Raw genomic sequence first — 11,899 nt, forward strand, 5'->3', positions numbered from 1 at the left:
CCCTCTGACAAATAATTACATAGAGACCCCACCAGAAAAAATTCTCAACAAAAACTAGTCGGAGGGATGGGATTGCGTTTGGCCCAAGTAGAGAGATTCCTCTTAGCAATGCGAAGCAGTGCTTAGTGGAAGGTGCAGCTTGAAGATTGGCGCGGTCTTTGCGGTAAGCTCCAAGTGTACCCTCTACGTTCCGGTGCCAATTCAGCAATCCCATCCCTCCGGCGGCAGTGGAACTCCAAACAAAGGAACATACGTCGCCCTTGGCGCGTGCGCCACTGTCTAAAGTGTTGGCTACGCCAACGAACGATCAAGGAAGAAAAAAAGCTGACCAGATTACTCTGGTCAGCTCTATACTGCTTTTAATAACTATTAATTATTTAGCAGCTTTTTCATCACGGCTCTTCAAAAATTCGATAACTTTTTGTGTTTGTGCCTTACGTGTTTCTGTATTAGCGGCATTAACGGGACGGCGGTGACCTGTCATACCTTTATGTGTATTTTGTGACATCTGAAATCCCTCCTCCCTTTCTTTAAATTCTTAATATCAACCATACCATTATAATTGGATACCAAGAATAATTCAACAAGTTTTTTCAGTCAAATATCATTGTAACCATTAACAACCCCATTTGACAACAACTTTTTCAAGGAAGAATTTATTACCACAAATTAATTCTTGATCCGATCAAACCAAGATTGGATATCATCATCAGCCTCCAGACCTTCAACAACATGCAAAGACCCTGCCATATCAGCGAAGTTCCCTTCATATTTATCAAATGAACCCGCGTCCGTATAAAACGGAGCCACAGTCCCTTGGAATCCTTGAATAACTTGTAAAAAGCTATCCACTGGCGAAGATGGGGCATTGCTCCACACTGGACCACCAACTAATATAGTTTGGTAATCATTCAAATTATTGACTTGATCTGTCAATTTAGGCAAATTGTGATCTTTGATCTGCTTAGTTGCAATATCTGAAGTTTCGTACATATCTTGAGAAAAAGTACCTTCGGGCACCTTGATCTCAAAAATATCTGAATCTCCGATCACCACTGCTATTTTTTCAGCTAATCTCTTTGTACTACCTGACCACGAATAATATGCAATCAATGTTTTTTTAGACATATCAAAGTCCCCCTTGTTACTTACAGGAGAAACTTTACACCTTACAGTGGACTTTAAGGCAAATCATTTTTAAAAAATTATTTCTCGCTTTGGTCTCCGCCCTTGTCCTTAACTCTAAAGGCAATGATAAATCCAAGGATAGCGAGAACTAGTGTGAATGTGAATCCATAATGTGCACCATTAGTAAATGCTAGTGCTTCTGAATGACCGCCATTAGCTAAATAATTAGCTTGACCGGTACTCAAAAGAATCGTGGCAATACCGGTAGCAACGGCTCCGATAACTTGTTGGAACGTGTTGATAATGGCAGAACCATCGGCTGATTGATATTCATCAAGTGAATTCAATCCATAAGTCTGTGATGGTGACATAGCCATTGGTACACCGATCATCAAAATGATGTGAGCGGCAATAATGTATCCCAGTGAACTGTGAACGCCACTGAAAATCAACATCAATGAACCAATTACAGAAATCAAAAATCCTAAACGAGACATGATTTTTGCACCAATGTGGTCATAGGCACGACCGGCGACAAATGATGTTACCGCGTTGATAACGCCACCTGGCAACATAACGACACCAGTCAAAGCAACGGCCACGCCTAGTCCATTTTGCAAGTACATTGGCAACAAATACATTGCTGAAAGTGTGATACCAAAATCAATCATTACTAGAATCGAACCAGTTACAAATCTTGGAGTTTTCAAAACTTTGAAATCCAAAGTTGGAGTTTCAGCATGCAATTGCTGTCTGATATAAATCACTAAGAAAATCAAACCAATTACCAATGCAACAATTGCGATTGGCAGATTTTTACTCAAGAAACTAATTCCGAATACGATCAGACCAAAACTAATAGTTGATAGACAAATTGCTAACCAATCAACTTTTGGCTTAGTAACTTCGAAAACCTTCGTCAGATTTTTTTCCATGAATGCCAAGGCAATCAATAAGAAAATAATGAATGACCAAAAGATCCAGCGCCATGATAAAGCACCCAACAAGATACCAGCTAAAGTAGGTCCGATGGCAGGTGCAAACATGATAACTAATGCGGCTACACCCAGGGCAGCGCCTAGTTTATTTGGTGGGAAGGTCCGCATGGCAATCGAGAACATTAGCGGCAAAATAATTCCGGTACCGATACCTTGAATCATTCGACCCGCTAGAAGCATGCCGAAATCTACGGCCAATGCAGAAATAATTGAACCAACGATAAAAATCAATAGTCCAAAACGGACCAAGCCACGAGTTGAAAAATGTTTCGTCAGTAAGCTTGAAAGTGGCAAGACAATCGCAATTACTAGCATGTAGCCAGTAACTAGCCACTGAGCAGTGCCAGTTTCAATTGAAAAAGCCTTCATGATAGATGGCAAAGCGATATTTAGTGATGTTTCACTTAACATACCGACAAATCCACCGATCAGAACACCCATTAATGCTAAATAAGGATGTTGTAAATTTGTTTTAATTTCTTTTTTATTAGTAGAACTCATCTAAATCCCCCAATTCGTTACAACGGTTGATTAATATAACAGAAAAAAATTTTTTTCGTAAGTTAAATTTTCCTTAACAACAAAATATTGTGTTTTGAGAACAAAAAAATACCATTCGCTTTCACGAATGGCAAAATTTAAATCTATATTAATACCAAGCTGGCTTGTCGCCATCTGTATTTGGCTTATTAACACCAATTGATTCTTTACTGAATTTATCAGGTACTTGTGCGATGTCAACAACGATTTGAGCGATTGACTTTCTTGATACTTCTGTACCCTTGAAAGTTTCACCCTTTTGAGTTGTTTCGTAATCTACTTCATCCTTGTTAGTTAACCATGCTGGACGGATAACTGTGTAATCCAAATCAGAATCTTCAATTACTTTAGCAGCAGCTGCGTAGTTTGTGATGTAGCTACCTAAAGTCTTGTTGTTCCATTCTCCGAACTTGCCAGGTACTTCATCGTAAATACCTAGAGTTGAGATCCAAACTAGGCGTTTTACGCCTGCTTGATCCATTGCCTTAACGACGTCTTGAGCTTGTTCTTCGATATTGCCACCAGCTAAGTTAGCATAAACCATATCGATGTCTTTCATTGAATCAACTAATTTTTCTACATCGGTCGTGTCACCATCAATTAGTTCGATTCTGTCTTCAAATGCAGCAGCCTTGTCGCGTAATCTGTCTGAACGTCTAAGATACAACTTCAAGTTGTCCCCTGTTGAATCTAAAAAGATATTTTCAGCCAATTTTGCGATTTGGCCGTTTGCGCCTAAAACTAAAATGTTTGCCATATTCAGAATCTCCCGTCTTTATTTGTCTACTATCAATATAAGGTAGCGCATACATAAATTCAAAAATTGTTTCTCGTTTTAATCGAGATACACATATTATTACAAGTTTAATGTTTACAATAACAATATATTAGAAATTGACACTTTGTTGCAGAGCATTCTCTAGACTTGGTCCATATCCTTCGCCAAATAGATTAACATGCGCCAATAAATAATAGCTTTGATACCAAGAAATGCGTTTTTGCCAACCATCGGCAAGTGGATAGACACTTTGATAGCCATCATAAAATTCCTGATTGAAGCCGCCAAACAGCATCGTCATTGCAATATCCATTTCGCGATTGCCAAAAAATACATCTGGATCAAATAAAATCGGTTGATGATCGATCGTAAATCCGACGTTGCCATTCCAGAGGTCGCCATGCATTAAACTAGGTTTCACCGGATTATCTTGATAATATTCCAAAATCAAAGTCTTTAGTTGGTTCATTAAATTGTCGCGGTAGTCATTCCAATAGCCCTTTTGTTGGACTAGTTTTTCCAGGACTTCCAATCTTTGATGAACGTAAAAGTTTCCCCAATTAGATTGCCAGTCATTAATTTTAGGATTTTTGGCATTCAAAATATTGTGATCCAGACCAAATTTATCTGCATGCTTTTGATGCATTTTAGCAACTAATTGTCCCAAATCGTATTGCGAGCCCTGTCCAAATTCGACATATTCCAAAATCAAATATCCATTACCCTTAAATGTTCCCGCTCGAATCGCCTGAGGAGCGCGAGCAACCGAATTGATCAAGTTTAACCCTTCGACTTCATGATCGAAAAAACTAGCGTCATTGTCAGGTTGCACTTTCAAAAAATAATTTCCAGAATCAGATGTGACTTTAAATGCTAAGTTAATATCGCCACCAGAAACTGGTTCAACATTTTTGATATTACCGAGTTTTAATTCTGTATACCATTCTTTGTCAATAAGCATTTCAGTCATCCTTTCGCATATTTCCATATTAGCATGATATAATTTTAAGTGGAAACATAATGGGGCATCAAGGGAGGATACACCTATGTCGAGCAATATCGCTCATTTGATAAAAGTGGCTTCGAATGAGATTTCTCGCAGTGTGAATAATTTTGCATCTGATTATGATTTAACTGGAACGCAGGTCCAAATCATCGATTTTTTGACTAGCATTCCAGAGAATGAAGATGTTTTTCAAAAAGATATTGAGGCTGAATTTAACATTCGCCGCTCTACGGCAACTAATATCCTCAAGATCATGGAGAAAAAGGAATTAATCAAACGTGAATCCGTCGAATCTGATTCAAGGTTGAAAAAGATCATCGTTTTGGATAAGGCTAGAAAGCTTCAAACCAATATTGATGATTTTATGAAACAAAACGATCAACGCATCTTATCTAGTTTGGGTGCGTTTGAGCGTCGAGGATTTTTACATGCGTTACAGAAATTACCAGAAAAACTACAAGATATCGAGCAAAGCGAGGTAGATAAACAATGAAAAAAGTTATTATGGATTGCGATCCCGGAATTGATGACGCAATTGCGTTGACCGTGCTATTGGCACATCCTGAGATTGCTGATGTGATTGGAGTTACTACCGTAGGGGGAAATGTAACTTTAAATTACGTTACGCAAAATGCTAAGAAATTGTTGACCTTCTTAGGTTCTCATGCCGAATTAGCTTCTGGACAAGCTGAGCCATTAGTTAAAGAAATCGAAACTGCTGGCGAGATCCACGGAAAGACAGGTATGGAAGGCTACGAATTTCCAAAGGACAGCCTTGACTATCCATTAACTAGTGAAAATGCTGTGACATTTATTCATGACAAATTAGTTAATAGCGATGAACCAGTTGACATTATCGCCACTGCTCCACTAACTAACATCGCCCTTTTGCTAAAGACTTTCCCAGAAGTTAAGCCAAAGATCGACCATATCTATATTATGGGTGGATCAACTCTTCAAGGAAATATCACTTTAGCTGCTGAATTCAACGCTTATGTTGATCCGGAAGCTGCTAAGATTGTCTTCGACTCTGGTGTCGACATTACCTTGTCAGGTTTGAATTTGACTGAAAACAAGGCCTATATGACAATGGATGAAATTGGTTCGATCAAACACCTTGGCAAGGTCGGCGTCATGGCTAGTTCAATTTTGGACTTCTACGCCAATGCTGAACTTGAAAAGGGTATGACTAAGATTCCAATTCATGATGCTTGTGCCGTTATCAGTATGTTAAAACCTGAATTATTCACTAAGAGCAACGACTACTCGATCGATGTCGGTTTAACAAACGATCAATTCAGAGGTATGACTTATCCAGATAGAAGAGTCTATGCTGAAGAACACAATAAGATCAAAGTTCTTGAAGACGTTGACCGTGAGGCATTCGTTCAATACTTACTAGATGCAATCAAGAGTTACGATAAATAGTTTATGAGCACGTCTGCTGAGGACGTGCTTTTTTGATGTTTTCTTCCATGATCCTTAAATTTACAATTAACTTTATACAAAAAAATTAATATGTACTATAATTAAGCTAACTAGATTTAGGGGGATTACTTAAATGAAGAAATTGAGATCAATTGCAGTCTTAGCTGCCGCAGCATTTATGCTTACACCGCTTTTTTTAACTACAAATGCACAGGCTTCGACTGAAGATGAATTTCCACTTAGACTCACAAACACAACTAATCAAACACAAGTTAACAAAAATGTCTCAACTTATAACATTTCCGACATTACTCGAAACGAACATTTTGATAAAAATAACCTCAGTTACTACATAACTCCAGGAACTGCAATCGGCGTTCAAAGAGATATCCGTGCCGGTGCTTTAACTTGGAATATGGCTACCAAAGTGAAGTTTACTGAGACTAAAACTAAAAATTCTGCAGATATTGTCTTCACAAATAATGGAACTACTAGTGCAGAAAATGGTTTAACTACTAACACCATCAATCGTTCACGTGGATACATCGAAGTTTTATCTTCAAAAATCGATCTTTCCAAAAATACGATCCCTCAAACCACTTTATCTACCATGGGTAAACGAGTTGTTGAACATGAACTAGGTCACGCCTTAGGCTTGAAAGATTCATATTCAGACCAAAACGGAACCATCATGTGGTACAAGACGCCAAACACTGACGTGACACCAAAAGACGTACAAGCAATCAATGTATATTACAAATAATTAACGCAAAAAAGGGAACCAATTCAAAATACGAATTGGTTCCCTTTTTGCGTTAATGCTCAAGCTCTGACCATGTTTTGTCACACGCTCGCTTTTAGTCCATTCCCAACAAGAAAAATCTAACTTTTGGTATTTTGCTAATGATAAATCCGAACAGCAAACAAATTGCTGTTGTGATCAAAAATACTAAGAAAGCATTCGTGATCTTAAAAATTTGTTCCGTCAATTGAATTACTAATCCGTGAGTTAAGTAAACTCCGTACGTCAATGTCGATATTTCAGCGACGTAATGGCGCGTGATTCGATTGATTGGATGCTTCATCGAAAATTTACGGACCATCAAGAAGATCTCCATTGCCAAAATAACTGCCACGATCGATGTGTATCCAATCACTGGAAACTTCCAATGAAATGCCACGTTTTCGATATTTACTACGATCGTAATTGCTAATAATAATATTGTCGCTGCAAAGTCTTCCCAAAAAGTATTAGCTTTGACTTGAATTTTTGACAGCCGATATCCTAACAAGAAATATCCAAAGGTTTGTCCTAAAAATATCATGTTGCTGTTAGGGATATACGTGAAATAAATTCCATATTTGTGTGGCAAAACTTCCACTAAAAACGGAAATAGAATATTGGTAACAAACCAAACTGCCAAAATATAATCGATCAATTTATTACTGGCGTTATCAACAAACGCTTTGATCATCGGCGAAATCAGATAAAATCCAATCAATGGGTACAGGAACCAAAATGGAATAATTGGGAACTGATGATATATCAACAATAGCTTGTTAAACCATGTTCCTACTTTAAATTGCCCCGCAACTTGCATCAAAACGCCCACCGTTATAGCGGACCAAATAATAAACGGTACAACTATTTTGACCAACCGATGCGTCCACAGATATTTAATATCATTCGTGTGTCGACTCGACAAAATCAAAGCCCCGCTGACCATGTAAAAAATCCCCACAGCTGGCGATACTAGTCCGATCAAAACATTCGATATATGCCACTGCAACGACAAAACGTGGTCATTTAAAGTCTCCGCTAATGAATGAGACATGACCACGCCAAGCATTGCAGTGATTTTTAAATAATCAATGTATACTATCCTTTTACTACCCATAAAATCTCCTAAACAAAGTCCACGTAATCCATTCATATATGATTTACTTTTTTACATTGTACAAAAATTTTAACAGTGATTTAGAGTTTTTGAGTTATTTGTAAACGAAATTTAAAAGTTAAAGTTAAAAAAAGGTGGCTAATTCTGATATGAATTAGCTACCTTTTTATGTATGCATCTAACGTTCTCACGTTTTTAAACTGTATGTGCTGAAGAATCTCCACCTTTGACGTTTAAGCCAGAAGGCATATCTTTTTCAGGCAAATTGTCTGCTAGTACTTGATCATGAGCTCTTGTTCCAGCGTAAACATCGTCTTTAAGTGCATTCTTGTGGTACTTAACGATTCTATATACATGTAATACTAGAACTGCAACGTTAGCTAACAATGCAATCAAGCTGACTGTGAACAAGGCTGCATTTGAGTGAGTACTCTGAACTGAGAATTGTGAATTAGTAACAAATGCAGGAACGCTCATTGTGAACATCATCCAAAATGCTAGAGTTTGAGCACGAGCCTGAAGCCATGAACCTTTCTTGATGAAGAAGGCTGCAAAAGTACATGACAATAGTAAGGCTGCACCAGCGTAGAATGAATGGTCACCAACACAGTTGTAAACATAGGCAAAGTTCCAAAGATCGTAAGCAATGATCCATGGCCAGATCTGGTCTGCCCAGATCATATCTTTTTGCTTGTCACGACTGATAATAATTCCGAACCAACCAGTGATCGTAATAATATTGATGATACCAGCGATACCGTTCATGATGTTCCAAGCGCCACCATTCATGAAGACGCCATCGACCATACCGTGCATGCCGTAAACTTGGAAGTCACGAATGACAGCTTCCATAATGTTTACCGACAAAATAATTGGTGGGAACAACAATGCCCACTTATTGGTGCTGAGTTTTTTGATAAATCTTAGAGCCATAAAGCCCAAACACCCAGCTAAAGCTGAATAAACTTTGACCCAGTGGAACCAAGTACCTGTACTGCTTCCGGCTCCTGCTGTCGTTGGCCAAACGAATATTGTTAACAAGATCGGCACAACTACGAATAAAGCTAGTCCGACCCATTTATTTGCACGGGCAGCTTCGTTTAATAACATTAATGCCGCAATAATTGCGATCCACATTAACCAATCTGCCCCTGAAATGCTTTGAAATAAGAACATTATAAACACCTCCAGAAAGGTTTGTTAATCTTTTAACAATTTCATTGTAACCGCTTTCCGGAGTTATTCATATGGACAATCCGGCACGTTTATCCAAATTACTCTTGATTATGTTCCACAACGTTGTCGATCGAACCGCAAAGCATCCGATTCATGCGTTCGCAAAATTCGTCTTTTGATTCATTCATATTGGAAGTTAACCACTGGATCAATTGACTGCTCAGTGCTAATCCATAAAAATTACCGATCTCATCGCGTAACTTATCGTCGCACTCAGGATGCAAGTCCATCACCACGCCAGTCACCATATCGAAGGCAACGCTGTATAAGAAATGTTCCAGCAATCCCCGATTAACTGATCTAAAAGTATTCAAGCAAAATTTGCGATTGTCATCGATGTAATCTAACAGCAATTTCAAACCATCTAGCCAATTTTGCTGTTTCTTATAAGCTTCAAGCTGCGTCACGATTTCATCTGCATAAATGTATTCCAGCAATTGATTAATGTCGTCAAAATGATAGTAAAAAGTATTTCTAGCAACATTGCCGGCACTGGTCAATTGATTGATCGTAATTTTATCCACAGGTACAGTCTGCATAACTTTTTTCAAAGTTGATGCTAAATGTTTCTTCGTATCCACAGTATCGCCTCCTATTTATGATAAGTACGATGGTTGATGATCATAAATGAACGATAAATTTGCTCTGTAAGGACTAATCTCATTAATTGGTGCGGTAAGGTGAACTTTCCGAAACAAATGCTGTAATCGGCTCTTTTTTTGACCTCAGGACTAACTCCCAATGATCCACCGATTACCAACGTAATGTCGCTAGTTCCATATGTGGATAAGTCGTCGATTTTTTTCGCCAATTCTTCTGAAGTGAGCTCTTTACCCTTGAGGTCGAGCAAAATAACGTATTCTTTATCCTTGATCTTACTGAGGATTCTTTCCCCCTCAACCTCTTTGACATGTTGATCTTGAGCCTCACTCAAATTTTCCGGAGCCTTTTCATCCGGACATTCAATAATCTCAAACTTGCAAAAAGCACTCAAACGCTTGGCATACTCTGCTATACCAGCCTTAAGATACTTCTCTTTTAATTTACCTACAGTAACAAACTTTATATTCATAATAATCTCCTTACATACATAATATATAACTATCCACAACAAGCCAAATGCAAAACTAAATCCGAAAAATTTGTCCACCTGACTTATCCACACTGGATAAATTGTTTGTGTATTTCTGTGGAACGTTTTAAACGTTGTTATATCAGCACTTACAGAAGTTAAAAATGTTAGTTTTTTTAGTTATCCACATTCAGTTTGTGGATTGTGGATAACTTTTTCTACAGCGACATTTCTAAGATTTATCCACTTATCCACAAGTTATTCACAGGTGTGGATATTTTCTTTTTATTCAGTTTCAGAAAACACGAAAAATATACTTACATTTAACATTAATTGTTCAAAAAAAAACGTGAAACCATAAATTAATGGTTTCACGTTGTCATTTTATTCAGTTGTTTTTTGTGTTAAATGAACTTTTACTGTTTGAAGCTTACCATCTCGGTAGAATTGCAACGATGCTGTATCGCCAACTGAATGCGAGTATAGCGCGTTATGTAAGTCTGCGACCGAACTTACTTTTTTATTATCAAGTTTAACGATCACATCATTCTTCTTGAGTCCAGCTTTCTTAGCAACTGAACCACTTTCCGTACTATAAACTACAACACCTTGAGTGACGCTATCTGGTAATTTGAGCGTTTGTTGTGAATCATCTGAAATTTGGTTAAGATCGACTACTCGAATTCCTAATGAAGGACGCGATACTTTACCGTTCTTGACTAATTCGTTGATGATCTTAACTACTTCATTACTTGGAATAGCAAATCCCATACCTTCAACTGATGATCCATCTGTGTTTGAAGCTAGCTTCATTGAATTGATACCAATAATTTGCCCAGCTGAATCAACTAGTGGTCCACCTGAATTACCAGGGTTAATAGCGGCATCTGTCTGAAGAACTGTTGCCTCACCAGTAGTTTGACCAGTTGTTTGGTCTTGTGTATCCACAGTTCTGTTCGTTGCAGAAATAATACCTTGAGTTACTGAAGTTGCGTACTGACTACCTAATGGTGAACCAATGGCGATAACTGTATCACCAGGAGTTAAGTTATCTGAATTACCGAATGTTGCTGTTGCGGGAACTTTATTACCATCGATCTCAATTACAGCTAAGTCAGTTGTAGCATCGCTACCAACTAATTTACCAGTCAACTTAGTTCCGTCTTTTAAAATGATCTCGAGTGAATCTGAACCTGAAACAACGTGGTTATTAGTTACGATATAACCTTTGCCATTTTGCTTGGCATAGATGACACCAGAACCTTCACTGTATTCTTCCAGTTTATTGCTGTCGCTCTTTGAAGAACTTGATCCATTAGTTGAACCATCTGTGGAATTGCCGTCTGTTCCTTGTGAGTCAGATGATCCACTGTCTGAAGAATTACCTGAATCGTCATTGCCTGAATCACCGAACAAGTCGCCAAAAATCGAATTTAAACTGCCATCGCTGGAAGAATTCTGCTTTTGTTTCTGCAAGTTGACTACCGAAACAACGGCGTTGTCGACTTTGTTATAAGCCTTAGACATTGTGCTTGAAGTATTTACCTTAGTGTTAGAAACCTCAGTGGTTCCTGGGCCGCTCTTAGAAGCCGTATCAGGAACTGAACTGCCCATGTGCGTAAATCCTGCATAAGCAATTGCCACACCTAAGATGGCAGAAACGAAGGCAACGATTGCTGTCTTCCAAAGTGATCTACCACGGTGTTTTACGTTACGATCAGTTTGTCTATTTTGATTATTGTTATTATTTTCGTCCATAAATCCTGCTCACTTCCCTAATACTTTAAATACATCATACAAGTAAATTTTGAAAAA

General features: G+C 38.2%; 13 protein-coding genes. 3 read left to right on the forward strand and 10 right to left on the reverse strand.

Features of this window, described 5'->3' with window-relative positions; translation table 11 throughout:
* Positions 1–373 precede the first annotated feature (373 nt).
* The 5 genes from LKF16_RS06310 to LKF16_RS06330 all read right to left on the reverse strand — a co-directional run bounded on the left by LKF16_RS06310 (position 374) and on the right by LKF16_RS06330 (position 4,405).
* On the reverse strand, positions 374–508 hold the full coding sequence (locus LKF16_RS06310) for a hypothetical protein (RefSeq protein ID WP_291469730.1): 135 nt from the start codon (positions 506–508) through the stop codon (positions 374–376).
* A 161-nt stretch (positions 509–669) separates the two neighbouring features.
* On the reverse strand, positions 670–1,128 hold the full coding sequence (locus LKF16_RS06315; protein WP_291469732.1) for a flavodoxin: 459 nt from the start codon (positions 1,126–1,128) through the stop codon (positions 670–672).
* A gap of 77 nt (positions 1,129–1,205) precedes the next feature.
* Positions 1,206–2,627: a DHA2 family efflux MFS transporter permease subunit gene (locus LKF16_RS06320; protein ID WP_291469734.1), complete on the reverse strand. Its 1,422-nt coding sequence runs from the start codon at positions 2,625–2,627 to the stop codon at positions 1,206–1,208.
* Positions 2,628–2,775: 148 nt separating this feature from the next.
* Positions 2,776–3,423, reverse strand: a complete 648-nt coding sequence (locus tag LKF16_RS06325) for an SDR family oxidoreductase (RefSeq protein ID WP_291469736.1) — start codon at positions 3,421–3,423, stop codon at positions 2,776–2,778.
* A 130-nt stretch (positions 3,424–3,553) separates the two neighbouring features.
* The gene (locus LKF16_RS06330; RefSeq protein ID WP_291469738.1) at positions 3,554–4,405 is read right to left on the reverse strand and encodes a fructosamine kinase family protein; all 852 of its coding nucleotides are present in this window, start codon (positions 4,403–4,405) and stop codon (positions 3,554–3,556) included.
* An 85-nt stretch (positions 4,406–4,490) separates the two neighbouring features.
* On the opposite strand from LKF16_RS06330, the gene LKF16_RS06335 reads away from it, so the two are divergent.
* The 3 genes from LKF16_RS06335 (at position 4,491) to LKF16_RS06345 (ending at position 6,641) form a co-directional block, all read left to right on the forward strand.
* Positions 4,491–4,943, forward strand: a complete 453-nt coding sequence (locus LKF16_RS06335; protein ID WP_291469739.1) for a MarR family winged helix-turn-helix transcriptional regulator — start codon at positions 4,491–4,493, stop codon at positions 4,941–4,943.
* Positions 4,940–5,878 carry a nucleoside hydrolase gene (locus LKF16_RS06340; RefSeq protein ID WP_291469741.1) on the forward strand — a complete coding sequence of 313 codons (939 nt, stop codon included), beginning with the start codon at positions 4,940–4,942 and terminating at the stop codon, positions 5,876–5,878. Before LKF16_RS06335 ends, LKF16_RS06340 begins: the two co-directional genes overlap by 4 nt.
* A 133-nt stretch (positions 5,879–6,011) precedes the next feature.
* Positions 6,012–6,641 carry a matrixin family metalloprotease gene (locus tag LKF16_RS06345; protein ID WP_291469743.1) on the forward strand — a complete coding sequence of 210 codons (630 nt, stop codon included), beginning with the start codon at positions 6,012–6,014 and terminating at the stop codon, positions 6,639–6,641.
* A gap of 94 nt (positions 6,642–6,735) precedes the next feature.
* Here LKF16_RS06345 and LKF16_RS06350 read toward each other — a convergent pair whose 3' ends face one another.
* The 5 genes from LKF16_RS06350 to LKF16_RS06370 form a co-directional block, all read right to left on the reverse strand.
* Entirely contained in the window at positions 6,736–7,776 is a 1,041-nt protein-coding gene (locus tag LKF16_RS06350) for an acyltransferase (RefSeq protein ID WP_291469744.1), read from the reverse strand.
* Between the two features lie 195 nt (positions 7,777–7,971).
* Positions 7,972–8,952, reverse strand: a complete 981-nt coding sequence (locus LKF16_RS06355) for a DUF5692 family protein (protein WP_291469746.1) — start codon at positions 8,950–8,952, stop codon at positions 7,972–7,974.
* 98 nt (positions 8,953–9,050) lie between these two features.
* The gene (locus tag LKF16_RS06360; protein ID WP_291469748.1) at positions 9,051–9,593 is read right to left on the reverse strand and encodes a TetR/AcrR family transcriptional regulator; all 543 of its coding nucleotides are present in this window, start codon (positions 9,591–9,593) and stop codon (positions 9,051–9,053) included.
* An 11-nt stretch (positions 9,594–9,604) separates the two neighbouring features.
* Entirely contained in the window at positions 9,605–10,084 is a 480-nt protein-coding gene (gene rlmH / locus LKF16_RS06365; RefSeq protein WP_291469750.1) for a 23S rRNA (pseudouridine(1915)-N(3))-methyltransferase RlmH, read from the reverse strand.
* 384 nt (positions 10,085–10,468) lie between these two features.
* On the reverse strand, positions 10,469–11,842 hold the full coding sequence (locus tag LKF16_RS06370; protein WP_291469752.1) for a S1C family serine protease: 1,374 nt from the start codon (positions 11,840–11,842) through the stop codon (positions 10,469–10,471).
* Positions 11,843–11,899: the final 57 nt, after the last annotated feature.

Source organism: Companilactobacillus sp., assembly GCF_022484265.1.
Taxonomy (GTDB): domain Bacteria; phylum Bacillota; class Bacilli; order Lactobacillales; family Lactobacillaceae; genus Companilactobacillus.